This window comes from Streptomyces sp. NPDC058274 (assembly GCF_042881375.1).
Classification (GTDB): Bacteria; Actinomycetota; Actinomycetes; order Streptomycetales; family Streptomycetaceae; genus Streptomyces.
On sequence record NZ_JBHVXW010000004.1, the window covers coordinates 311,064 to 334,191 of the forward strand.

The window sequence follows — 23,128 nt, forward strand, 5'->3', positions numbered from 1 at the left end:
GTGCAATGACAGCAGACGACTCGTTCGGCCGTCTCGATGACGACGACTATCCCGCGTACACGATGGGCCGGGCCGCCGAACTGCTCGGCACCACCCAGGGCTTCCTCCGTGCCATCGGCGAAGCCCGCCTCATCACCCCGCTCCGCTCCGCAGGCGGACACCGCCGCTACTCCCGCTATCAACTGCGCATCGCCGCCCGCGCCCGGGAACTCGTCGACCAGGGCACCCCCATCGAGGCCGCCTGCCGCATCATCATCCTCGAAGACCAGCTCGAGGAAGCCCAGCGCATCAACGCCGAACACCGCCGCGCCGCCGTATCGGCGAGCTCAACGGCCGCGGTCTGAGGCGGCTGCCCCGAGGCCCCCGCCGGCTTCGCGACTGCCTCCCACGCATGCTGCCCGGGACGCAAAGCGTTCCGGGCAACGTCGTAAACGGTCCGATCGGCCTGGCGGCACCTCGACTGCCAACGGGACGGGGTTTGCCGCTCGGAGATACTGAGCGGCAGCGTCAGTGCGGAACCGGCGTGGCCGCCACCGTGTACGTGCGCCGCAGGAACCGTATGAGAGCCTTCGCGTCGAACTGGACGACGGTCACGCCCTGGGGGGTGTGGAACTCCAGCACCGCCTGGACCCGGCCGCACGGCCAGATCTCCACGTCGCCGCTGCGGGCCGGTGCGCGCAGACCGCGTTCCAGCAGCTCGCGGGAGAACTCCCACTCGTGGGGGCCGGGCAGACCGATCCGGACGGAGCGCGGGTCGGTCTCGGGGTCGTAGCGCAGGACGACCGGGACGGCGTTCTCGCCTTCCTGGGTCTCCGTGACGATGTGGGCTCGTGCGTACTGTTCGACGACGGACATCGGACGGCTCCTCACGCTGCGTAACATAAACAGAAGCTGTGAATCCGCGCTCTTCATCCAATGTCGCACACTTCGCGGAACTCGCCCCTGGGCCGTCACCTGGCCGGACGCGACTATTCCTGGGCACACGCTCTTGCAAGCCGTTCGCAACAAGGCGCTATCCTCGAACGGTGCATGTGCCTGACGGATTCATCAACGCCCCGGTCTCCGCGGTCGCCGGAGTAGTCGCCGCCGGTGCCATCGCCGTGAGCCTCAAGGGGGCCCGCCGCGAACTGGACGAGCGGACCGCGCCGCTCGCCGGCCTGGTCGCCGCCTTCATCTTCGCCGTACAGATGCTGAACTTCCCGGTCGCCGCCGGGACCAGCGGACATCTGCTGGGAGGAGCGCTGGCGGCGATCCTCGTCGGCCCCTTCACCGGAGTCCTCTGTGTCTCCGTGGTGCTGCTGATGCAGGGCATCCTCTTCGCGGACGGCGGCCTCACCGCCCTCGGCGTGAACATCACGGACATGGCGATCACCACGACGGTCGTGTCGTACCTCGTCTTCCGCGGGCTGGTGAAGGTGCTGCCGCGCAAGCGGCGTTCCGTCACCGTCGCCGCGTTCGTCTCCGCGCTGCTCTCCGTGCCCGCCGCGGCGGTCGTCTTCACCCTTATCTACGCGATCGGCGGCACCACCGACGTCCCGATCAGCAAGGTCGCCACGGCCATGGTGGGCGTCCACATCCTCATCGGCATCGGCGAGGCCGCGATCACCGCACTCACCGTCGGCGCCGTCATCGCCGTACGCCCGGATCTCGTCTATGGCGCGCGGGGCCTTCAGCAGCGGCTCAAGCTGCGGGTGCGGGGTGAGCTGGTCGACGTACCGGAGCCCGTCGCCGTGCCGGTCGCCGTCCGGACCTCCCGCCGCAAGGTGTGGGCCGTCGGACTCGTCACCTCCCTCGTGCTCGCCGGGTTCGTCAGCTTCTACGCCTCCGCCAGCCCTGACGGCCTGGAGAAGGTCGCCAAGGACCAGGGCATCGACAAGAAGGCACAGAAGCACGCCTCGGACGACTCCCCGCTCGCCGGGTACGGCGTCAAGGACGTCTCCGACGCGCGGATCTCCGGCGGTCTCGCCGGTGTGATCGGCGTCGGCGTCACGATCGTCGCGGGCACCGGCGTCTTCTGGGCCGTCCGCAGGCGCCGCAGCAGCGAGACCTCCTCCCCGGCCTCGCTTCCCGAAGGCGTCTGACGTGGGCGCGGGCCACACCCACCGGCTCTACCGGCACGGGCACTCGCCCGTGCACGCCCTGCCCCCGCACACCAAACTCGCGGCGGTCTTCGCCTTCGTGATCGTGGTGGTCTCCACCCCGCGCGAGGCGATGTGGGCGTTCGCGCTGTACGCCCTCCTGCTCGCCGGCGTCGCGTACAAGGCCCGCGTACCGGCCGGCTTCCTGCTCAAGCGGCTGCTGATCGAGATCCCGTTCGTCGCCTTCGCCGTACTCATGCCCTTCGTGGCCGAGGGCGAGCGGGTGGACGTGCTGGGCCTCTCGCTGAGCGTGAACGGCCTGTGGGGCGCCTGGAACGTGCTCGCCAAGGGGACACTGGGCGTCGCCGCGTCCGTCCTGCTCGCCTCGACCACCGAGCTGCGCGAACTGCTGCTCGGCCTCCAGCGGCTCAAACTGCCGCCGCTGCTCGTGCAGATCGCCTCCTTCATGATCCGCTACGGCGATGTCATCACCGGCGAGATGCGCCGGATGCGGATCGCCCGTGAGTCGCGCGGCTTCGAGGCCCGCGGTGTCCGGCAGTGGGGCGTCCTCGCCAAGTCGGCCGGCGCGCTCTTCATCCGCTCGTACGAACGCGGGGAGCGGGTGCATCTGGCCATGGTGAGCCGGGGGTACGCCGGTTCGATGCCGGTGATCGACGAGGTGACCGCGTCCCGGGCACAGTGGTCGTACGCGCTCGCCCTGCCCGTCGCCGCCCTCGCCGTATGTCTGCTGGGATGGACCCTGTGACCTCCACTGCTCTGCCCTCCCCCGCCGCGACCCCCTCGCTGGACGTGGCCGGGCTGGCCTTCGCCTATCCCGACGGCCACCAGGCCCTCTTCGGTGTCGACTTCACCGTCGGCCGCGGTGAACGCGTCGCGCTGCTCGGGCCGAACGGCGCCGGCAAGACCACACTCGTCCTGCACCTCAACGGCATCCTGAGCGGCGGCGCCGGGAGCGTGACGGTCGCCGGGCTGCCGGTCGGCAAGAAGCACATGGCGGAGATCCGGCGCAAGGTCGGCATCGTCTTCCAGGACCCGGACGACCAGCTCTTCATGCCGAGCGTGCGCGAGGACGTCGCCTTCGGGCCCGCGGCGGCCGGCGTGCGGGGCGCCGAACTCGAGGGACGGGTGGACAAGGCGCTGTCGCAGGTCGGCATGGCGGAGTTCAAGGACCGCCCGCCGCACCACCTCTCCTTCGGCCAGCGCCGCCGGGTGGCGGTGGCGACAGTGCTTGCGATGGAACCGGAGATCCTGGTCCTGGACGAGCCGTCGTCCAACCTGGACCCCGCCTCACGGCGCGAACTCGCCGACATCCTGCGGTCGTTGGACGTGACCGTGCTGATGGTCACGCACGACCTGCCGTACGCCCTCGAACTGTGCCCCCGGGCCATGATCCTCAGCGAGGGCGTGATCGCGGCCGACGGACGGACCGGCGAACTCCTCTCGGACGACGAACTGATGCGCACCCACCGTCTGGAGCTCCCCTTCGGCTTCGACCCGCGCTCCGTGACAATGGGCGCGTGACGAACGACGAGACGGGTTCGAGCGGTGTGGCGGGCGGCCCGGGCCGGGGGGTAGGTGCCGCGGGCGCGGGCGCCCGTCCGGTCCCGGGGGCGGGTGCCACTCCGGTCCGGGGGGCGGGTGCGACTCCGGTCCGGGGGGCGGGTGCGACTCCGGTCCGGGGGGCGGGTGCGACTCCGGTCCGGGGGGCGGGTGCGACTCCGGTCCGGGGGGTGGGTGCCGCGGGGCGGGGGACGGGGATCGCCCCGGTCCGTGGGGCGGGTGCTCCGGTGCGGGAGACCGGCTCGCCGGACAACTGGCCGGGGTCGCTGGTGCTCGACGAGCAGCTCTGCTTCGCGTTGTACGCCGCCCAGCGTGCGGTGACCGCCGCTTACCGCCCGCTCCTCGACGAACTCGGCCTCACCTACCCGCAGTACCTGGTCATGCTCGTCCTCTGGGAGCGCGGCGAGACCACGGTCAAGGAGCTGACGGGCAGCCTGCGCCTCGACTACGGCACGGTGTCGCCGCTGCTCAAGCGGCTGGAGTCGGCCGGTCTGCTGCGCCGCGAGCGCTCGGCGCGCGACGAGCGGTCGGTGCTCGTCGCGCCGACCGGGCGGGGCGAGGCGCTGCGCGAGCGCGCGGAGAGCGTGCCCCAGGCGCTGCTGGCGGCGACCGGCGTGGACGGGGGCGACGTCGCCCGGCTGCGCGAGGAGCTGTGGCGGCTCGCGGAACGGGCGGAGGGGGCGGCGACGCGGGGGCGTTGACGCCCGGGCGCTGCTACCCCTGATCCGAGCTTGACTCGGCGGTGTCGCCCGAGGCCGCTTCGGGTTTCGTGTGGAGGACCTCGCGGGCCTGCTCCGCGGCGCGGGTGAGGCTCTCGGAGACGAAGTCGAGGAAGCGGGCGACGTTCTCGAGACGGACGGCCGCCGGGGTGCCGGGGCCGAGGATGCCGACGCCCTGCCGTGCGGTCTCGACGACCTGGGCGGTGGACCGGGCGCTGGCGATCATCGACTGGTACCAGATGTCGTCGTCGACGACGTAACGCTCGCGGCGCCGCTCGTCGCGTTCCCGGCGGACGAGACCCTGACTCTCGAGGAACGCGATCGCTTTGGAGATGGACGCCGGGCTGACCTGGAGGCGCTGGACGAGTTCGGACGCGGTGAGGGTGCCCGCGTCGGTGGTGTAGAGGCAGGCCAGCACCCGGGACATCATCTTGGGCGCGCCCGAAGCCATGAAGACGGTGGTGAACACCTCCTCGTACTCGCGTACGGCCTCGGCGTCGCGTCCGTGGGCCTGCGGGGGCGCCTCCGCCCCCCGGGGCGCGGTCTGCCTGCGCCGGTGCGCGCGGTGTTCGGTGGCGCGGTGGGCGAGGTCGGCGCGGTAGGCGGTGGGACCGCCGTTGCGCATCACCTCGCGCGTGATCGTCGAGGTGGGGCGGTCGAGGCCTCTGGCGATCTCCGCGTACGCGAGGCCGTCGGCCAGTCCCAGCGCGATCTGCCGGCGTTCCTGCTGGGTGAGCCTGCCTCCCGGCATCGCGGTCTCCTTCGTGGTCGGTGGTGTCTCCAACATAGCGTTAACTTCCTCATCATTGCAACGATCGGGTCGGCGATTGTTGCGTTAGATTCAGAACCAACGCAACGATTACACGCCTGTGAACTGCGAATATGTTGAATAGACGCAACGAGTGTGTTGCCGTATCCGTGAACGCAACGTAGCTTTTCCCTCATCGGAAACAACGAACCAGACAACGAACCGAGGAGAGCACGATGCAGAAGTTCGACACCCCCGCTCCCGTCTCCGCCGTCCTCGACATCCCCGCCGGGCGCATCCGGTTCATCGCCGCCGACCGGGCCGACACCACGGTCGAGGTCCTGCCCGCGGACGCCTCGAAGGGCCGCGACGTGAAGGCGGCGGAGCAGATCACGGTCGAGTACGGCGACGGCGTCCTGCGGATCGAGGCCTCCCCGGCGAAGAGCCGGCTCCTCGGCAACTCCGGGTCGGTCGAGGTGACCGTCCAGCTGCCCGCCGGCTCCCGCATCGAGGCGAAGGCGGCCAGCGGCGAGTTCCGGGGCGTCGGGCGGCTCGGCGACGTCGCCTTCGAGGGAGCGCAGGGTTCGGTCAAGCTCGACGAGGCGGCGAGCGCGCGCCTCACCCTGCTCGCCGGTGACGTCTCGGTCGGCCGTCTGGGCGGCTCCGCGGAGATCAGCACCCAGAAGGGCGACCTCCGCATCGCCGAGGCCGTGCGCGGCACGGTCCAACTGCGCACCGAGGCCGGCGAGATCTCGGTCGGCGCGGCCCGCGGAGCCTCCGCCTCCCTGGACGCCGGCACCGGCTACGGCCGGATCCACAACGCCCTCAAGAACACCGACGGCGCCGCCGGCCTGAACATCCACGCGACCACGGGCTACGGGGACATCGACGCGCGCAGCCTCTGAGCCGGGCTCGGCGGCGCCGCCGGTTCGGCGCCCCCGCCCCAGGGCGACGCACTCCGACACCGCGTCGGCGTACGCCGCCCTGCCGGCGTCTCGACCGGTGTCGTTCACAAGTCCCTCGCGCGGACCTGACCGCCTTCGCCGGGTCACCCGGGCCGGAGAGCCGTGGGTTACCGGCGGTTTCTACCCCCGGGTAACAAGAGAGCCGTGCCGGTGGATAGCTTGTGCGCAATGTACTTGTGCACACTTGTCCTTGGGGAGGACCGGCCATGATCGACGGCGCCGCTGTCGACACGCGTCCCACGAAGATCATGTACGTCGCCGAAGCCACCGCGCACGGCGGCCGGGACGGCTATGTGACCAGCCAGGACGGCCAGTTGGAGCTGAGGGTGGCGATGCCGCCCGCCCTCGGCGGCGACGGCGCCGGGACCAACCCGGAGCAGTTGTTCGCCGCCGGGTACAGCGCCTGTTTCCACAACGCGCTCGTGCTCGTCGGCCGCCGCGCCGGCTACGACCTGTCCGGCTCCACGGTCGCCGCGAAGGTCGGCATCGGCCCCAACCAGCAGCGCGGTTACGGCCTCGCGGTCGCCCTCAGCGTCTCGCTGCCGGTCGTCGACCAGGAGCTCGCGGGCAAGCTGGTGGACGAGGCCCACCAGGTCTGCCCGTACTCGAACGCGACCCGGGGCAACATCGAGGTCACGATCCTGCTCGGCTAGGACAGGCCTCAGGACCCTGGGAATCCCGTGCGGTCGTTGGCGGTTGCATCGACTGTTGCCGGCGAGCGGGACCGGCAGGGCACGGCGGGACAGAGATGACCAGGGCGGGGGCGTGGGCGTGGACGTGAACGGCACAGTGGCCGAGGGCTTCGAGCCGGTCAGGGCGGCGTTCGTGCGCAACTTCGAGACGCTCGGCGAGCGGGGCGCGGCCGTGACCGTCTACCGCCACGGCCGCAAGGTCGTCGACCTGTGGGGCGGCACGCGGGACGTGGACGGCTCCGAGCCCTGGCAGCGCGAGACGGCGCACGTCGTGCACTCCGCGACCAAGGGCGTCGCCGCCGCCGTACTGCTCCTGCTGCATCAGCGCGGCCAACTGGACCTGGACGCTCCGGTCGGCGTGTACTGGCCCGAGTTCAAGGCCCGCGGCAAGGAGACGGTCCTCGTGCGGCACGTGCTGTCGCACCGGGCCGGCGTGCCGGTGGTGGACCGGCCGCTGACGCCGCAGGAGGCCGCCGATCCCGCCCGTACGGCGGAGGCGGTCGCGGGGCAGGCCCCCGCCTGGGCGCCCGGCGTGGACCACGGGTACCACGCGCACACCTACGGCTGGCTCGTCGGCGAACTGGTGCGCCGGGTCACCGGACGGGGCGTCGGTGACTGGATCGCCGACGAGATCGCCGGGCCGCTCGGGGCCGAGCTGTGGGTCGGGCTGCCGGACGCGGTGACCGGCCGGGTCGGCCGGTCGGGGCGCGTCACGTCGCCGGAGACGGCAGGCAGCGTGCGGATGCGGCCGAAGCGGTCGGTGGCCGACGCCTACGCCGATCCGTCGTCGCTGACCAGCCGCGCCTTCGCCGCGATCACCCCGCCCCCCGACGACAACGACCCCGCGTACCGGGCCGCCGCGCTGCCCGCCTCCAACGGGATCGCCACCGCGGAGGGCCTCGCCCGCTTCTACGCCTCCCTCATCGGCGCGGTGGACGGCCGTGAGCCCCTGTTCGCGTCCGCCACGGTCGAGGCGGCCCGCGCGGAGGAGTCCGCCGGGCCGGACCGCGTCCTCGTCATCAACACCCGTTTCGGCCTCGGCTACATGCTCCACGGCACGGCGTCCCCGCTGCTGGCCCCAGGCTCCTTCGGCCACCCCGGCCGCGGCGGCCCCCTCGGCTTCGCCGATCCCGACTCGGGCATCGCCTTCGGCTACGTCACCAACGGCTTCCGCAAGACGGTCACCGCGGACCCACGAGCGCAGGCGCTGGTACGGGGCGTGCGGGCGGCGATCGCCGGCTGAGGGGGCGCGGGGGTTCGGCGTGCGCGCCGTTTTCGGGGGCGCGCGAGGGGGCGGGCGTGTTCACCCACTGCGGGGGCGTACGGAGGTTCGCGCGCGCTGTATGCGGTGGTGCACAAGGAGCTTTGGTGGGCCCCCGGCTTGCGACGGGGGAGTGGGGGTTCAGCGCGCACGCCTGTTACGGGGGCGCAGATGTCCGGCGCGCACGCCCTTTACGGGGGCGCGGATATCCGGCGCGCACGCCCGTTACGGGGGCGCGAATGTCCGGCCCGCGCGCCCGCTACGGGGGCGCGGATGTCCGGCGCGCGCGCCTGTCACGGGGGCGCCCGCGGCCAGCTCGTACGCCCCCGTCACAGGGGCGCGAAGCCAGGCCCGCGCGCCCGCGCGCGACCCCGTCACCCCGCGTGCAGCATCAGGCCGATCCCCGCGACCAGCAGACCCGCCGCCGCCAGGCGCGGCGCTCCGAAGCGCTCCTTGAAGAAGACGGCGCCGATGGCCGCGCCGACGATGATCGACGACTCGCGCAGGGCGGCGATCGGCGCCAGCTCCGCGCGCGTCTGTGCCCACAGGACCAGGCCGTACGCCGAGACGGAGAGCACCGCGCCGAGCAGACCGACCGCGGCGAACGGCCGTAGGACCGTCACGAACTCACCGCGCCAGCGGTACGCCGCGTACGCCGGGATCGCCACGCCCTCCAGGGCCATCAACCAGGCGGTGTAGCCGAGGGAGGAGCCGGAGGCGCGGACGCCGAGGCCGTCGACGACGGTGTACGCGGCGATGGAGAGGCCCGTGGCCAGCGCCGCGCCGATCGCCGCCCAGTGCGGCCGGCTCCCGCGCAGGCCCCACAGGGCGACGCCGGTCAGCCCCGCGCAGGACAGTGCGATGCCCGCCGCCGCCCACCGGTCCGGGACCTCGTGCGCGAAGACCGCGGCCAGCGCGGTCACGACCAGCGGCGCGGTGCCGCGGGCGATCGGATACGCCTGCCCGAAGTCGCCGAGCCGGAACGAGCGCATCAACAGCACGTAGTACACGACGTGGATGACGGCGGACGCGATCAGATACGGCCACGCCCCGGACGCCGGGACCGCGACGAACGGGATCGCGGCCAGCCCGAGCAGCGTGCCGCCGCCCGCGATCAGCGTGAAGCCGACGAGCTTGTCGGTGATGCGGTGCGCCATCGCGTTCCAGCCCGCGTGCGTGACCGCGGCGAGCAGGACCGCAGCGGTGACGAGCGGGGTCACTTGGCCGGCTCGCGGATACCCGGGCCGTCGCCGTCCGGGGCATCACCGTCGTCACCGTCGTCACTGGCGTCCTGTTCACGGACGTCGACGAGCGTGCCGCCCGCGTGGGCGACCAGGGACTTGGGGTCCATCGGGAAGACGGCGTACGGCGTGCCGGCCGCGGCCCACACGGTGTCGTGGCCGAGCAGCGAACGGTCCGCCAGCACCCGCGTCCGCGTCCGGTGCCCGAAGGGCGGGACCCCGCCGATCGCGTACCCGGTCGTCTCCCGGACCAGGTCGGCCCTGGCCCGCGTGACCTTCGCGGCGCCCAGCTCCCGCCGTACGAGCTCCAGGTCCACCCGGGACGCGCCGTCCATGAGCACGAGCACCGGGACCCCGTCCGCCGCGAAGATCAGCGACTTGCAGATCTGGCTGAGATCGCAGCCGATCGCGGCGGCGGCCTCGGCGGCGGTCCTGGTGGCGTCCGGGAACCGGCGGACGCGGGGAAGCACCTCGCCGAGACCCAGCTCACGCAGGGCCTCGGCGAATCGGGGGTGAGCGGCGTGCTGCTGTTCGTCGGCGGTCATGCACGGCACGCTAGCGGTGGGTGTACGAGCCACGCGACCGGGTTCCAGGGAGCGGACGTCAGCTGCCGGCGCGCAGCAGGGCCGCCACGATCGGGCCCGCCGAGTCGCCGCCGTGCCCACCCTGCTGGACCACGCCCGCGGCCGCCAAGTCGCCCTTCCAGGCCGTGAACCAGCCGTTCGGCTCCTTCTGGCCGTCGACCTCGGCGGAGCCGGTCTTGGCGCCGAAGTCGGGGCCGAGACCGGACATGGCCTTGGCGGCGGTGCCGGAGGAGGCCGTGTACTGGAGCAGCTCGCGCAGCTGGGCCTGAGTGGTGGAGGTGAGGGAGCGGGAGCCCTTGGCGAGGGTGCGGTCGTCCACGGAGGGGGCGACCAGGTACGGCTGGTGGAAGGTGCCGGTCTTCGCCGTGGAGACCACCGACGCCATGTTCAGCGGGTTCATCCGGACCCCGCCCTGGCCGATCAGCGAGGCCGCCATCTGCGCGGCGCTCTGCACCGGCACCGCTCCGTCGAAGGACGGGACGCCGATGGACCAGTTGTTCATGCTGAGTCCGAAGACCTGCTGGGCCTGCTTGGTGAGGTCGTCGTTCTCGAGCTTCTTGGCCTGCGAGATGAAGGCCGTGTTGCAGGACGCAGCGAAGCTCGCCTTGAACGTGCCGTTCTTGATCTCGAACTTGTCGTCGTTCTGGAACTTCCAGCCGCCGTACGTCACGTACTTGGGGCAGGGGTGCGGCTTGTCCGCCGAGGCCAGGCCCTTGTCGATCAGCAGGGACGAGGTGATGATCTTCATCGTGGAGCCCGGGGCCAGGGAGCCCTGGAAGGCGGTGTTGAAGCCGTGGCCCGAGTTCGCCACCGCCAGGATCTCGCCGGTCGACGGGCGCATCACGACCGCCGACGCCCGCGGCTTGGTGGTCACCTGCTTTTCGGCGTCCGCCTGGAGAGCCGGGCTGAGCGTCGTACGCACCGTCCCCGGAGTGCCCTCGCTCAGCGCCACCAGCGTCTTGTCGGGGGTCTTCTCGGCGCCCTTCGCGGCGGCCTTGCGGACCACCCGGAGCTCGATGCCCGCCGTACCGCCCGCCTTCTTGCCGTACTTCTCGCGCAGTCCGTCCAACACCGTGCCCAGCGACGGGTACTTGGCGGTGGTCAGTTCGCCGCCGTCGCGGTCGAGGGCCTTGACCGGCGGGGTGCCCGACTCGCCGGTGACGAGCCGGTCGCCGTCCCGCAGGTCCGGGTGCACGACGGACGGCTTCCAGCCGACCAGCGCGACACCGTCCTCGGCCCGTCGCACGACGGTCAGCTTCGAGCTGTACGCGAGAGGCTTGCTCCTGCCCTTGTACGTGACGGTGGCCTTGACGGAGAACGGGACGGAGGCGCCCGCGCGCGTGCCGGACGTCAGGGTCACGCCGGTGATGTGGGCGTCCTTGCGGTAACCGGTCAGTGCGGCGGTCGCGGCCGCCGAGTCGTCGGTGGCGGCGGCCGCCGTCGCGACCTTGCCGTCCTGCCAGGCGGCGAGGAACGTGCGTGCGGCGGTGCGCACCTCGGTCGCCGACACCGGCCCGGTCTTGACCGCCTTGTGGTCGGCGGTCGCTGTCGTCCGGTCCTCGGCGGCGGCTCCACCGCCGCCGTAGAGGCTGTAGGCGCCGACCGCCCCGCCGCCGACGACCACGGCGATCAGCCCGCCGATGACGGCGGGCCTCTTCTTACCGCGCTCGGCGGCGCGCCCTCGCTTGCCCACAGCTACAGATCCTCCGCTGGTTACCCTGGTGCCCCCGTGCCCTCACGCTTCTCAACGAGAGGCACCACCCTAGGTTCCCGGTGTGACCGGAGTGACTTCAGCCACCAGTTCGTAGCACAGCTGCGACGATCGGACCGGCCGCGTCCCCGCCGTGCCCGCCCTCCTCGGTCATCGCCGCGGCCGCCATGTCCCCCCGGAAACCGGTGAACCAGCTGTTGGACTTCGCCTGTCCGTCGACCTCCGCGGAGCCGGTCTTGGCGCCGTAGTCCGGGCCGAGCCCGGCCATGGCCGTGGCGCCGGTGCCCTGGGCCGCGGTAAGGCGCATCATCTCCTTCAGCTGGGCGGAGGTGCCGTGCGAGAGGCCGCGTGCGGTGGCGAGTTGGCGGTCGTTGAGCTTCGGCGACACGAGATACGGCTGGCGGAAGGCGCCGGTGATGGCCGTGGCCGTGACGGACGCCATGTTCAGCGGGCTCATCTGGATGTCGCCCTGGCCGATCGCGTTGGCCGCGCGGTCCGAGCCGCCGGAGGCCGGGACACTGCCGTCGAAGGACGTGATCCCCGTCTTCCAGTTGTCCTTGCCGAGACCGAACCGCTCCTCGGCCTCGGTGGTCAGTGACTCGTCCGTCAGCGGCTTCTCGTCGACGAGCTTCACGAAAGCGGTGTTGCACGACCGCAGGAAGCTGTTGGCGAGCGTGGCGCTCTCGTTGGCCTTCATGCCCGTGAGGTTGTGAAAGGTCTGGCTCTGCCAGACGGCGGTGTCCGTGCACGGTGCCGGGCCGTTCATCGAGGTCACACCGTTGTCGATGAGCATCGCCGCAGTGATGATCTTCATTGTGGAGCCGGGTGCGAGCTCGCCCTCGAAGGCCGCGTTGAACTCGTCCTTGCGGTGGTTGGCGACCGCCAGCACCTCACCCGTGCTGGGCTTCACGGCGACCACGGACGACTCGGCGTAGTTCGTGACGGACCGTTCGGCCGCCGCCTGCGCGGTCGCGCTGATCGTGGTGCGCAGCCTGCCCGCCTTGCCCTTGGCGAGAGTCACCAGCGTCTTGGCGCCCGCGTTCGCGTCCGCGTGCCGGACCGCCAGCTCGACGGCAGGCGTACCGCCCGCCTCGTCGCCGTACTTGGCGCGCAGGACGTCCAGGATCGGGCCGAGCGACGGGTACTTCTCCTTGGTCAGGACAACGTTGTTGCGGTCCACCGCCTCGATCGGCGGGCTCGCCGACTCACCGGTGACCAGGGTGTCGCCCTTCTCCAGCCCGGGATACACGACCGACGGCTGCCAGTCGACCAGCGCCTTCCCGGTCGTCTGCCCGCGGACGACGGTCAGTTCGGAGTCGTACGCCAGGGGCTTGGTCTTCCCCTCGTACGACACCGTCGCCTTCACCGAGTACGACACGGTGGCGCCGGACGGCTCGGCCGGCGTGATCCGCACGTCGGTGAGATGCGCGTCGTCGCGGTAGCCGGCCAGCAGCGGCTGGGCGTCGGCCGCGTTGTCCGTGTAGTCCGCGGCGGCGGTCGCGCTGCCCTTCTCCCAGGCCGCGAAGAACTTGTCGGAGGTCTCCTTGACCTCGTCGCCGCTCGGCGGCCCGGTCCTGACGGCCGCAGGCCCGGCCGCACCGCCGCCCCCGCCGATCGCGGTCACCACGTTGTACGCGCCGTACCCGGCGCCCCCCACCATCACTGCGAACACACTGCCGACGATGGCAGCCTTGGCCCCCTTGCGCATGCGCGCTCCCCTCCCCGTAAGCGGTTGCACTCTAAGCGGGGGGAGTGACACGCGGGGAGGGAGTTTCCCCGATCGTTAGACCCTGGCGTGCCCTACACCCACGTATCCAGCCACATCCGCGACCGCCACTGGTCGATCGGGATCGCGGTGCCGGTGTAGATGGGCCAGAAGTAGATGAAGTTCCACGCGATCAGGAGGACGAGGACGCCCGCGCCGGCGGCGCCTGCGACGCGGCGGCGTTCGCTCGAACCCGGCGGGCCGAGGATCGCGCCGGTCATCATCGCCACGGCCAGACAGAGGAACGGGACGAAGACGACGGCGTAGAAGTAGAAGATCGTGCGCTCCTGGTACATGAACCAGGGGAGGTAGCCGGCCGCGATGCCGCAGGCGATCGCGCCCGCGCGCCAGTCGCGGCGGAACGCCCACCGCCACAGCACGTAGAGCAGGGCGAAGCAGGCCGCCCACCACAGCAGGGGGGTGCCCAGGGCGAGGACCTCGCGGGCGCACTTCCCGCCGGCGTCGGCCGGGCAGCCGTCGCTGCCGGGGGCCGGGGACTCGTAGAAGTACGAGACCGGGCGGCCGGCGACGAGCCAGCTCCACGGGTTCGACTGGTAGGTGTGCGGGGACGACAGCCCGACGTGGAACTTGTAGACCTCGTGCTCGTAGTGCCACAGGCTGCGCAGCCAGTCGGGCAGAAAGGCGAAGGTGCCGCCCTTGCCGTCGGTCGCCGCCCAGTTGCGGAAGTAGCCGCCGCTGCCGTTGGTCGGGGAGAGGATCCAGCCGGTCCAGGAGGCGAGGTAGACGGCGATGGCGACCGGCACCGTGGCCAGGAACGTGATGCCCGTGTCGTGCTTGAGGACGGCCGAGTACGGGTGCCGGGCGCCGGCGACCCGGCGCGAGCCGATGTCCCACAGCAGGGCCATCACGCAGAACGCGGCCAGGATGTAGAGCCCGTTCCACTTGGTGCCGATGGCCAGGCCGAGCATGAGACCGGCCGTCCAGCGCCAGGGGCGCCACCCCAGCCGGGCCGTCTCGGCGGTGTGTGCGTCGGGGCGCACGACTCCGTCCTCATCCGGTGGGAGCGCCGCCGCCAGCCGGGCCCGGGCCTTGTCACGGTCGATGACCAGACAGCCGAAGGCGGCCAGTACGAAGAACATCAGCACGCCGTCGAGCAGCGAGGTGCGGCTCATCACGAAGTGCAGCCCGTCCACGGCCATCAGGGCGCCCGCCAGGCAGCCGAGGAACGTCGAGCGGAACAGCCGGCGGCCGATCCGGCACAGCATCAGCACGGAGAGCGTGCCGAGCAGCGCCGTCATGAAGCGCCAGCCGAACGGGTCGAAGCCGAACATCAGCTCGCCGAGACCGATGACGTACTTGCCGACCGGCGGGTGGACGACGTACGCGGCGTCCGCGGGGATCGTCACATGGCCGTTGCCCTGCAGGATCAGGTCGTTGGCGTCCTTGGGCCAGTTGACCTCGTATCCGCGGTGGACCAGCGCCCAGGCGTCCTTGGCGTAGTACGTCTCGTCGAATATCACCGCCTTGGGGCTGCCCAGGTTCCAGAACCGCATCACCCCGGCGAGCAGGGTCACGAGGAGCGGACCGCCCCACGCCGACCAGCGGGTGACGCGTGCGGCGACCTCGTGGCGCATTCCCAGCGCGGCCCAGATGCGCGGGCTGGGCTCGGCGTACGGCGGCACGAGCCGCTCGCGGACGTCGCTGCGGGGCTTCGCCGTGTAGCCGAACCGGCGCAGCCGCTGCTGCCACGTCGGCGGCTGCTCTTCGGTGGCCTGGCCCTGCAGGGTGTCCGTGGAGGACGCGGTACTGGTCACCGCGCCATCGTAGGGAACCTCGCTGTGGGAGTCCCGCCCCCGGGCCCTGCGAGGATGGAAACGTGACAGGAACCCTAGTACTGGCAGGCACCCCCATCGGCGACGTGAGCGACGCTCCGCCCCGGCTCGCACAGGAGCTGGTGGCCGCGGACGTCGTGGCCGCCGAGGACACGCGACGGCTGCGCCGGCTCACACAGGCGCTGGACGCGCAGCCGACCGGGCGCGTGGTCTCGTACTTCGAGGGGAACGAGGCGGCCCGCACGCCGGAGCTGGTGGAGGCGCTGGTCGGCGGGGCGCGGGTGCTGCTGGTGACCGACGCCGGGATGCCGTCCGTCTCCGATCCCGGCTACCGGCTGGTCGCGGCCGCCGTCGAGAAGGACATCAAGGTCACCGCCGTACCGGGCCCGTCCGCGGTGCTCACCGCGCTCGCGCTGTCCGGGCTGCCCGTCGACCGGTTCTGCTTCGAGGGCTTCCTGCCCAGGAAGGCGGGCGAACGGCTGTCGCGGCTGCGCGAGGCCGCCGAGGAGCGCCGCACCCTCGTCTACTTCGAGGCACCGCACCGGCTCGACGACACCCTCGCCGCGATGGCCGAGGCGTTCGGCGAGGAGCGGCGGGCCGCGGTCTGCCGCGAGCTGACGAAGACGTACGAGGAGGTCAAGCGCGGCCCGCTGGGCGAGCTCGCGGCCTGGGCCGCCGAGGGCGTCCGCGGTGAGATCACCGTCGTCGTCGAGGGCGCGCCCGCGAAGCCGGCCGGGGACCTGGACGCCGGTGAGCTGGTGCGCAGGGTGCGCGTGCGCGAGGAGGCGGGGGAGCGACGCAAGGAGGCGATCGCCGCCGTCGCCGCCGAAGCGGGAATTCCCAAGCGCGAGGTCTTCGATGCCGTCGTCGCGGCAAAGAATGCGGCGCACAGCGCCCCATAGGAGGGCAAAGGACTATCGTGAAAGGCAAAGCTCAGGCCGTGGACCGGGGCCTTGCGGCAAGGAAAGGCCAAAACGGCTCCAACAGTCGACAGGCCTGATGCATTCACGCCGGGAGAAGCGTCCACTGGTCGAAGGGACGCACCCGTCCCTCGCCTTCGGTGGACGCAGTGGGATTCCGGGGGAATCCCGTCACGGAGGCGCTTGTCCAGCGGACAAGAGGAGCTGGAATGAGTGAGATCGCAGGGCAGACCGGTCGTCGCGTCGCGGCGGCGGACGTCGTTCATGAGTCGTATTCCTTCGCCTGCATGCGCTGCGGGCACGGCTGGGAGCAGTCGTACGAGATTGAGCACCACCTCGACGCCGAGGGCAGCGAGTTCGTGACGTACGTGGCGGACGGGCGGGTGGTGCCGTCGCCCCTGAGCCGGCCGACCTGCCAGAACTGCGACAACCACGTGGTGCGCATCATGCGCGCCGGACAGGTGTCGTCCGTGCTGAACTCCATGCAGCGTCAGCAGCAGCGCCAGGACCGGCAGCGGCGAGGCGTGCCGAGGCAGCCCGAGGAGGCCGGCGCGGAAGCGGAGCCGGGAGCACCGCAGGAGGCCCTCACCGGGGCCGAGGCGGCGGCCCTCAAGGAGCACCACCACTGGCACTTCTCGGATCTGCTGCACCCGTTCCACCACCGCAAGGCGGGCTGACACCGCCGGCCCCCGTTCCCCCACCGCTGTGCGGGACGGGCCCGCCGGACGGTGGGGTGGCCTCCTGGCTCCCCGCGAGATGAGGTCGGGCATGCCCCCTTCGTAGGATCGGGGCATGCCTTCCAACGCCGAAGCCCCACCCCTGCCGGACCCGTTGCGCGTCCCGGTCGCCGACTCGCACACCCATCTCGACATGCAGTCCGGCACGGTCGAGGAGAGCCTCGCCAAGGCCGCGTCGGTCGGCGTGAGCACCGTCGTCCAGGTGGGCTGCGACGTGAAGGGCTCCCAGTGGGCGGCGCGGACGGCCCAGGAGTACGACGCCGTCCACGCGACCGTCGCCCTGCACCCGAACGAGGCGCCCCGTATCGTGCACGGCGATCCCGACGGCTGGTCCCGGCAGGGGGCGCGGGTGGCGGGCGGTGACGCCGCACTGGACGAGGCGCTGGCCGAGATCGACCGGCTGGCCGGCCTCGCGCAGGTGAAGGGCGTGGGCGAGACCGGGCTCGACTACTTCCGCACCGGCCCGGAGGGCAAGGCCGCCCAGGAGCGGTCCTTCCGCGCGCACATCGAGATCGCCAAGCGGCACGGCAAGGCCCTGGTCATCCACGACCGCGACGCCCACGCCGACGTGCTGCGCGTCCTCAAGGAGGAGGGCGCCCCCGAGCGCACCGTCTTCCACTGCTACTCGGGCGACGGGGCGATGGCCCAGGTCTGCGCCCGCGCCGGCTACTTCATGTCCTTCGCCGGCAACATGACCTTCAAGAACGCCCAGCCGCTGCGCGACGCGCTCGCCGTGGCGCCGCTGGAGCTGGTCCTGGTGGAGACGGACGCGCCTTTCCTGACGCCGGTGCCGTACCGCGGACGGCCCAACGCCCCCTATCTCATTCCGGTCACGGTCCGGGCGATGGCGGCCGTGCGGGGCATCGACGAGGACGCGCTGGCGACGGCGCTCGCGGCGAACACGGCCCGCGCGTTCGATTACTGACGGATAACGCTTCCAGGGGTTTTCCCGGCGCCTACCTCAGGGCGTGTCGCGACACTGCGTAGCCGCGTTGCTTTGGAGAGTGACGACCACTCCGCTAGGTTCTGGTCGCCCGATCCCCCTGGAGCGTCGTCGTGAGCAACTCGCAGTACGAGACGTACGGACCCGCCGCACCCGTCGGAGCGGCGGCACCGACCCATGAGCCGCGCCCGGCGCCGTATGCCGCCCACGCCGCGCCGACCCTGCCCTACGGGCTCCTCGAGGACACGTACCAGCCCGCCTACGAGGAGCCCCGGCTGCCGCGGCAGAGCATCCCCGAGGGCGCCGCCCCGCGCTCCGGCGGCCGGGCCGAGGCCCGCCGGGCCGCCCGCCGCAAGCGCTCCGCCGTACGGCCCGACCCGCTGCGCCGGCTGCTGCCGCAGGCGCTGGTCGTGGCGTTCCTCGCGGGCGGCACCACCGCGTTCGTCGCCAAGGACAAGGCGATCGAGCTCAGCGTCGACGGGACGCCGCGCACGCTGCACACCTTCGCGGACGACGTGACCGAACTGCTCGCCGACGAGGGCGTCGAGGTGGGCGCCCACGACATCGTGGCGCCCGCTCCCGGCACCCCCCTGGCGAGCGGGGACGAGGTCGCCGTGCGCTACGGGCGGCCCGTGCACCTCACCCTCGACGGGCACCGGCGCAAGGTGTGGACGACGGCGCACACGGTGGACGGCGCACTCAGACAGCTCGGGGTGCGCGCGGAGGGCGCGTACGTGTCGACCTCGCGCTCCCAGCGGATCGGCCGGGCCGGGCTGGCGCTCGACGTCCGTACGGAGCGGACCGTCACGATCCTCGCGGACGGGCGGACCCGCACGATCCGCACGAACGCCGCGAGCGTCGGTGAGGCCGTCGAGGAGGCCGGGATCACCCTGCGCGGGCAGGACACCACGTCCGTCCCGCCGGGCAGTTTCCCGCGCGACGGGCAGACCGTCACCGTCATGCGGGTCACCGGGACCAAGGAGGTCCGCGAGGAGCCGATCCCGTTCGCGGTGGAGCGGACGCGGGACCCCTCGCTGTTCCGGGGGACCGAGGTCGTCGAGCGGGCCGGGCAGCCCGGGGCCCGCCGGGTCACGTACGCGCTGCGGACCGTGAACGGCGTGCGGCAGAAGCCGCGGCGGCTGAAGTCCGAGGTGGTGCGCGAGCCGCGGACGCAGGTGGTGAAGGTCGGGACGAAACCGCCGCCGGTCTCGGTCGCCGGGGCCGATCACCTCAACTGGTCCGGCCTCGCCGCCTGTGAGTCCGGGGGGCGGCCCGGGGCGGTGGATCCCTCCGGTACGTACGGCGGGCTCTACCAGTTCGACACGCGGACCTGGCACAGCCTGGGCGGTGCCGGCCGGCCGCAGGACGCCACGGCCGCGGAGCAGACGTTCCGGGCGAAGAAGCTCTATGTACGACGGGGGTCGAGCCCCTGGCCGCACTGCGGGGCGCGGTTGCAGGGGTGAGGGGGGGTTTCCGCTCTCGCGGGTTTCACCCCCGCCGCCCCTACCCGTCCCGTACCGGCGGCCGGCCCCCGGGCCCCCGCTCCTCGAACGCCGGAGGCGCTGGTTCGCTCCCCGCCGGGGCCAAGACCTGCCCTCCCACCCCCGTACCCTTGGTGCGTGACCAGCCCCACCTCCGACGCCCTCCTGGGCCCCGCCGACATCCGCGAACTCGCGGGTGCCCTCGGCGTACGGCCCACCAAGCAGCGCGGCCAGAACTTCGTGATCGACGCGAACACCGTCCGGCGCATCGTGCGGACCGCCGGCGTGCGGCCCGACGACGTGGTCGTCGAGGTGGGGCCGGGGCTCGGCTCGCTGACCCTGGGCCTGCTGGAGGCGGCCGACCGGGTGGTCGCCGTGGAGATCGACGACGTGCTCGCCGGGGCCCTGCCCGCGACCATCACCGCACGCATGCCCGAACGCGCGGAACGGTTCACGCTGGTGCACTCCGACGCGATGCAGGTGGCCGAACTGCCGGGCCCCGCGCCCACCGCGCTCGTCGCCAACCTCCCGTACAACGTCGCCGTGCCCGTGCTGCTGCACATGCTGGAGACCTTCCCGTCCATCGAGCGGACACTCGTGATGGTGCAGGCCGAGGTCGCCGACCGGCTCGCCGCCCCGCCCGGCTCGAAGGTGTACGGCGTGCCGTCCGTGAAGGCCAACTGGTACGCCGAGGTGAAGCGCGCCGGATCCATCGGGCGGAACGTCTTCTGGCCCGCGCCCAACGTCGACAGCGGGCTCGTCTCGCTGGTGCGGCGCGCGGAGCCCCTGACGACCACGGCCACCCGGCGCGAGGTCTTCGCCGCCGTCGACGCCGCGTTCGCGCAGCGCAGGAAGACGCTGCGGGCGGCCCTCGCGGGCTGGGCCGGGTCGGCCGCGGCCGCCGAGGCCGCGCTCGTCGCCGCCGGCGTCTCACCGCAGGCCCGCGGGGAGTCCCTGACGGTCGAGGAGTTCGCCCGGATCGCCGAGAACCGCGTCACCGCGAACCCGGAGCGCGCCGAGCACCCCGAGCACAAGGAGAGCGGTCAGTCGTGACGGTGACGGTGACGGTACGCGTCCCGGCCAAGGTCAATGTCCAGCTCGCGGTGGGCGCCGCCCGCCCCGACGGCTTCCACGACCTGGCCAATGTCTTTCTCGCCGTCGGTCTGTACGACGAGGTGACCGCGACCCCGGCGGACGAGCTGCGGATCACCTGCTCGGGACCGGACGCCGGACAGGTGCCCCTGGACCGGACGAACCTGGCGGCCCGCGCGGCGCTCGCGCTCGCCGAGCGGTACGGCCTCGCGCCCGACGTCCATCTCCACATCGCCAAGGACATCCCCGTCGCGGGCGGCATGGCGGGCGGCAGCGCGGACGCGGCCGGCGCGCTGGTCGCCTGCGACGCACTGTGGGGCACGAACGCCCCGCGCGACGAACTCCTCGCCATCTGCGCCGAGTTGGGAAGTGACGTGCCGTTCAGCCTGGTGGGCGGGGCGGCGCTGGGGACCGGCCGGGGTGAGCGGCTGCGGCCGCTGGAGGTCGGCGGCAGCTTCCACTGGGTCTTCGCGGTCGCCGACGGCGGACTGTCGACCCCGGCCGTGTACGGGGAGTTCGACCGCCTCACCGCGGGCCTTGCCGTCCCCGAGCCGGTCGCCTCGCAGGAACTGCTCGACGCGCTGGCGAAGGGGGACGCGACGGCTCTCGCGGCCGCCGTCTCCAACGACCTCCAGCCCGCGGCGCTGTCCCTGTTCCCTGCGCTGACGGACACCCTCGCCGCCGGACGCTCCGCGGGCGCCCTCGCCGGACTGGTCTCCGGTTCGGGTCCGACCACGGCCTTCCTCGCGCGCGATGCGGAGTCCGCCGGGACGGTCGCGGGCGCCCTGCGCGTCTCCGGGACCTGCCGCGCCGTACGGATCACCGAGGGACCCGCCCCCGGCGCGACCGTGCGCTGAGACCGCGGCGGGGGCGACGGCGGGCGCGGACTATCCTGGAGGGTCGATCGTCCCCCTCGTCAGGAGAGAAATGGCCGTCAACCTGGTCAATGCCGAGTCCGTCAGCAAGGTGTACGGCACTCGTGCCCTGCTCGACGGGGTCTCCCTCGGCGTGTCCGAAGGGGACAGGATCGGTGTGGTCGGCCGCAACGGCGACGGGAAGACCACCCTCATCCGGATGCTCGCCAAGCTGGAGGAGGCCGACACCGGACGGGTCACGCACTCCGGCGGCCTGCACCTCGGGGTGCTGACCCAGCACGACTCGCTCGACCCCGAGGCCACCGTCCGGCACGAGGTCATCCGGGACCTGGCCGACCACGAGTGGGCCGGCAACGCGAAGATCAGGGACGTACTCACCGGCCTCTTCGGCGGTCTCGACCTGCCCGGGTTCCCGCAGGGCCTGGACACGGTGATCGGGCCGCTCTCCGGCGGCGAGCGGCGGCGCATCGCGCTGGCCAAGCTGCTCATCGAGGAGCAGGACCTGATCATCCTGGACGAGCCCACCAACCACCTGGACGTGGAGGGCATCGCCTGGCTCGCCCAGCACCTGCGCGAGCGGCGGTCCGCACTGGTCTGCGTCACCCACGACCGGTGGTTCCTCGACCAGGTCTGCACCCGCATGTGGGACGTGCAGAAGGGCGATGTCTACGAGTACGAGGGCGGGTACTCCGACTACGTCTTCGCGCGGGCCGAGCGGGAGCGGATCGCCGCCACCGAGGAGGTCAAGCGGCAGAACCTGGTCCGCAAGGAGCTGGCCTGGCTGCGCCGCGGCGCCCCCGCCCGTACGTCCAAGCCGCGCTTCCGGGTGGAGGCCGCCAACGAGCTGATCGCGGACGTGCCGCCGCCGCGGGACACCAGCGAGCTGATGAAGTTCGCCTCGACCCGCCTCGGCAAGACGGTGTTCGATCTGAAGGACGTGACCGTCCAGGCCGGACCCAAGGTGCTGCTCAAGCACCTGACCTGGCAGCTCGGCCCGGGCGACCGGGTCGGCCTGGTGGGGGTGAACGGCGCCGGCAAGACCTCGCTCCTGCGCGCCATGGCCGAGGCCGCGCGCAGCGACGGGGACGTCCAGCCCGCGGCCGGCCGGATCGTGACGGGCAAGACCGTCAAGCTCGCCTACCTCTCGCAGGAGGTCGCCGAACTCGACCCGACCTGGCGGGTCCTGCAGGCCGTCCAGGCCGTGCGCGACCGCGTCGACCTCGGCACCGGGCGCGAGCTGACCGCCGGCCAGCTCTGCGAGACGTTCGGCTTCAACAAGGAGAAGCAGTGGACGCCGGTCGGGGACCTGAGCGGTGGTGAGCGGCGGCGGCTGCAGCTGCTGCGGCTGCTGATGGACGAGCCGAACGTGCTCTTCCTCGACGAGCCCACGAACGACCTCGACATCGAGACGCTGACGCAGCTGGAGGACGTGCTCGACGGGTGGCCCGGGTCGATGGTGGTGATCTCCCACGACCGGTTCTTCATCGAGCGGACCACCGACAAGGTGTTCGCGCTCCTCGGCGACGCAGCCCTGCGGATGCTGCCGCGCGGCATCGACGAGTACCTGGAGCGCCGGCACAAGATGGAGGAGGTCGCCGCGGCCGCCGTCCTCGCCGCCGCACCGGCCCCCGCGAAGTCCGGATCGGCCGCCGACGCCCGCGTCGCCAAGAAGGAGCTGCAGAAGATCGAGCGGCAGCTGGACAAGGTCTCCGAGAAGGAGACCAGGCTGCACGCCCAAATCGCCGACAACGCAACGGACTTCGGCAAGGTCGCCAAACTGGACGCCGAGCTGCGGCAGTTGACCGGGGAGCGCGAGGAGCTCGAGCTGCGCTGGCTGGAGCTCGCCGAAGACGCGTGAGCGGAGTGAAGGACGCGTGAAGGCGCGTAACGGCGGCATCACGGGCCGGTCCTCCCTTGGGAACAGGGGGAGGACCGGCCCTCT

The 23,128-nt window shown here is 72.2% G+C and carries 22 protein-coding genes; 15 read left to right on the forward strand and 7 right to left on the reverse strand.

Features of this window, described 5'->3' with window-relative positions:
- Positions 1–5 precede the first annotated feature (5 nt).
- The gene (locus ACFVYF_RS11265; RefSeq protein ID WP_389454296.1) at positions 6–344 is read left to right on the forward strand and encodes a MerR family transcriptional regulator; all 339 of its coding nucleotides are present in this window, start codon (positions 6–8) and stop codon (positions 342–344) included.
- 163 nt (positions 345–507) lie between these two features.
- Here the strand turns inward: ACFVYF_RS11265 and ACFVYF_RS11270 are convergent, their stop codons facing one another.
- Entirely contained in the window at positions 508–855 is a 348-nt protein-coding gene (locus ACFVYF_RS11270; protein ID WP_389454299.1) for an SsgA family sporulation/cell division regulator, read from the reverse strand.
- A 170-nt stretch (positions 856–1,025) separates the two neighbouring features.
- Here ACFVYF_RS11270 and ACFVYF_RS11275 point away from each other — a divergent pair, with 170 nt between their 5' ends.
- The 4 genes from ACFVYF_RS11275 (at position 1,026) to ACFVYF_RS11290 (ending at position 4,360) form a co-directional block, all read left to right on the forward strand.
- Positions 1,026–2,081, forward strand: coding sequence for an energy-coupling factor ABC transporter permease (locus tag ACFVYF_RS11275; protein WP_389454302.1), 1,056 nt, complete (start codon positions 1,026–1,028; stop codon positions 2,079–2,081).
- Position 2,082: 1 nt separating this feature from the next.
- Positions 2,083–2,844 carry a cobalt ECF transporter T component CbiQ gene (gene cbiQ / locus ACFVYF_RS11280; protein ID WP_389454305.1) on the forward strand — a complete coding sequence of 254 codons (762 nt, stop codon included), beginning with the start codon at positions 2,083–2,085 and terminating at the stop codon, positions 2,842–2,844.
- Positions 2,832–3,620, forward strand: coding sequence for an energy-coupling factor ABC transporter ATP-binding protein (locus tag ACFVYF_RS11285; RefSeq protein ID WP_389454308.1), 789 nt, complete (start codon positions 2,832–2,834; stop codon positions 3,618–3,620). Before cbiQ ends, ACFVYF_RS11285 begins: the two co-directional genes overlap by 13 nt.
- 266 nt (positions 3,621–3,886) lie before the next feature.
- The gene (locus tag ACFVYF_RS11290; RefSeq protein ID WP_389454311.1) at positions 3,887–4,360 is read left to right on the forward strand and encodes a MarR family winged helix-turn-helix transcriptional regulator; all 474 of its coding nucleotides are present in this window, start codon (positions 3,887–3,889) and stop codon (positions 4,358–4,360) included.
- Positions 4,361–4,373: 13 nt separating this feature from the next.
- On the opposite strand, the gene ACFVYF_RS11295 is transcribed toward ACFVYF_RS11290, so the two are convergent.
- A complete protein-coding gene (locus tag ACFVYF_RS11295) occupies positions 4,374–5,129 on the reverse strand; it encodes a helix-turn-helix domain-containing protein (protein WP_389454314.1) in 756 nt (251 codons plus the stop codon).
- 233 nt (positions 5,130–5,362) lie between these two features.
- On the opposite strand from ACFVYF_RS11295, the gene ACFVYF_RS11300 reads away from it, so the two are divergent.
- From ACFVYF_RS11300 to ACFVYF_RS11310, 3 genes are all read left to right on the forward strand, one after another.
- The gene (locus ACFVYF_RS11300; protein ID WP_389454317.1) at positions 5,363–6,031 is read left to right on the forward strand and encodes a DUF4097 family beta strand repeat-containing protein; all 669 of its coding nucleotides are present in this window, start codon (positions 5,363–5,365) and stop codon (positions 6,029–6,031) included.
- A gap of 266 nt (positions 6,032–6,297) precedes the next feature.
- Positions 6,298–6,744 (forward strand): organic hydroperoxide resistance protein, encoded by a 447-nt coding sequence (locus tag ACFVYF_RS11305; protein WP_389454320.1) that lies wholly within the window; start codon positions 6,298–6,300, stop codon positions 6,742–6,744.
- Positions 6,745–6,862: 118 nt separating this feature from the next.
- Entirely contained in the window at positions 6,863–8,026 is a 1,164-nt protein-coding gene (locus ACFVYF_RS11310; RefSeq protein ID WP_389454719.1) for a serine hydrolase domain-containing protein, read from the forward strand.
- Between the two features lie 392 nt (positions 8,027–8,418).
- Here the strand turns inward: ACFVYF_RS11310 and ACFVYF_RS11315 are convergent, their stop codons facing one another.
- The 5 genes from ACFVYF_RS11315 to ACFVYF_RS11335 all read right to left on the reverse strand — a co-directional run bounded on the left by ACFVYF_RS11315 (position 8,419) and on the right by ACFVYF_RS11335 (position 15,120).
- Positions 8,419–9,264, reverse strand: a complete 846-nt coding sequence (locus ACFVYF_RS11315; protein WP_389454324.1) for an EamA family transporter — start codon at positions 9,262–9,264, stop codon at positions 8,419–8,421.
- Entirely contained in the window at positions 9,261–9,830 is a 570-nt protein-coding gene (locus tag ACFVYF_RS11320) for a YbaK/EbsC family protein (protein ID WP_389454327.1), read from the reverse strand. The genes ACFVYF_RS11315 and ACFVYF_RS11320 overlap by 4 nt, the downstream gene beginning before the upstream one ends.
- Before the next feature lie 58 nt (positions 9,831–9,888).
- Positions 9,889–11,562, reverse strand: coding sequence for a penicillin-binding transpeptidase domain-containing protein (locus ACFVYF_RS11325; protein WP_389454330.1), 1,674 nt, complete (start codon positions 11,560–11,562; stop codon positions 9,889–9,891).
- 97 nt (positions 11,563–11,659) lie between these two features.
- Positions 11,660–13,288, reverse strand: a complete 1,629-nt coding sequence (locus ACFVYF_RS11330) for a penicillin-binding transpeptidase domain-containing protein (RefSeq protein WP_389454333.1) — start codon at positions 13,286–13,288, stop codon at positions 11,660–11,662.
- A gap of 92 nt (positions 13,289–13,380) precedes the next feature.
- Entirely contained in the window at positions 13,381–15,120 is a 1,740-nt protein-coding gene (locus ACFVYF_RS11335; RefSeq protein WP_389454336.1) for a dolichyl-phosphate-mannose--protein mannosyltransferase, read from the reverse strand.
- Between the two features lie 62 nt (positions 15,121–15,182).
- Between ACFVYF_RS11335 and rsmI the strand changes: the two genes are divergently transcribed.
- The 7 genes from rsmI (at position 15,183) to ACFVYF_RS11370 (ending at position 23,044) form a co-directional block, all read left to right on the forward strand.
- Entirely contained in the window at positions 15,183–16,040 is an 858-nt protein-coding gene (rsmI, locus tag ACFVYF_RS11340) for a 16S rRNA (cytidine(1402)-2'-O)-methyltransferase (protein WP_389454339.1), read from the forward strand.
- 227 nt (positions 16,041–16,267) lie between these two features.
- Positions 16,268–16,735, forward strand: coding sequence for a hypothetical protein (locus ACFVYF_RS11345; RefSeq protein ID WP_389454342.1), 468 nt, complete (start codon positions 16,268–16,270; stop codon positions 16,733–16,735).
- A 115-nt stretch (positions 16,736–16,850) separates the two neighbouring features.
- Entirely contained in the window at positions 16,851–17,720 is an 870-nt protein-coding gene (locus ACFVYF_RS11350) for a TatD family hydrolase (protein WP_389454345.1), read from the forward strand.
- A 131-nt stretch (positions 17,721–17,851) separates the two neighbouring features.
- Positions 17,852–19,201 carry a ubiquitin-like domain-containing protein gene (locus ACFVYF_RS11355; RefSeq protein ID WP_389454348.1) on the forward strand — a complete coding sequence of 450 codons (1,350 nt, stop codon included), beginning with the start codon at positions 17,852–17,854 and terminating at the stop codon, positions 19,199–19,201.
- Between the two features lie 156 nt (positions 19,202–19,357).
- The gene (gene rsmA / locus ACFVYF_RS11360; RefSeq protein WP_389454351.1) at positions 19,358–20,272 is read left to right on the forward strand and encodes a 16S rRNA (adenine(1518)-N(6)/adenine(1519)-N(6))-dimethyltransferase RsmA; all 915 of its coding nucleotides are present in this window, start codon (positions 19,358–19,360) and stop codon (positions 20,270–20,272) included.
- 2 nt (positions 20,273–20,274) lie between these two features.
- Positions 20,275–21,168 carry a 4-(cytidine 5'-diphospho)-2-C-methyl-D-erythritol kinase gene (locus tag ACFVYF_RS11365; RefSeq protein ID WP_389454721.1) on the forward strand — a complete coding sequence of 298 codons (894 nt, stop codon included), beginning with the start codon at positions 20,275–20,277 and terminating at the stop codon, positions 21,166–21,168.
- 70 nt (positions 21,169–21,238) lie between these two features.
- Positions 21,239–23,044 (forward strand): ABC-F family ATP-binding cassette domain-containing protein, encoded by a 1,806-nt coding sequence (locus ACFVYF_RS11370; RefSeq protein ID WP_389454354.1) that lies wholly within the window; start codon positions 21,239–21,241, stop codon positions 23,042–23,044.
- Positions 23,045–23,128 lie beyond the last annotated feature (84 nt).

Bases quoted from the DNA above. Each gene is read 5' to 3' on its own strand.
- ACFVYF_RS11265 (WP_389454296.1), top strand. From the start codon at position 6: ATGACAGCAGACGACTCGTTCGGCCGTCTCGATGACGACGACTATCCC.
- ACFVYF_RS11270 (WP_389454299.1), bottom strand. From the start codon at position 855: ATGTCCGTCGTCGAACAGTACGCACGAGCCCACATCGTCACGGAGACC.
- ACFVYF_RS11285 (WP_389454308.1), top strand. From the start codon at position 2,832: ATGGACCCTGTGACCTCCACTGCTCTGCCCTCCCCCGCCGCGACCCCC.
- ACFVYF_RS11295 (WP_389454314.1), bottom strand. From the start codon at position 5,129: ATGCCGGGAGGCAGGCTCACCCAGCAGGAACGCCGGCAGATCGCGCTG.
- ACFVYF_RS11300 (WP_389454317.1), top strand. From the start codon at position 5,363: ATGCAGAAGTTCGACACCCCCGCTCCCGTCTCCGCCGTCCTCGACATC.
- ACFVYF_RS11305 (WP_389454320.1), top strand. From the start codon at position 6,298: ATGATCGACGGCGCCGCTGTCGACACGCGTCCCACGAAGATCATGTAC.
- ACFVYF_RS11320 (WP_389454327.1), bottom strand. From the start codon at position 9,830: ATGACCGCCGACGAACAGCAGCACGCCGCTCACCCCCGATTCGCCGAG.
- ACFVYF_RS11330 (WP_389454333.1), bottom strand. From the start codon at position 13,288: ATGCGCAAGGGGGCCAAGGCTGCCATCGTCGGCAGTGTGTTCGCAGTG.
- ACFVYF_RS11345 (WP_389454342.1), top strand. From the start codon at position 16,268: ATGAGTGAGATCGCAGGGCAGACCGGTCGTCGCGTCGCGGCGGCGGAC.
- ACFVYF_RS11350 (WP_389454345.1), top strand. From the start codon at position 16,851: ATGCCTTCCAACGCCGAAGCCCCACCCCTGCCGGACCCGTTGCGCGTC.
- ACFVYF_RS11370 (WP_389454354.1), top strand. From the start codon at position 21,239: ATGGCCGTCAACCTGGTCAATGCCGAGTCCGTCAGCAAGGTGTACGGC.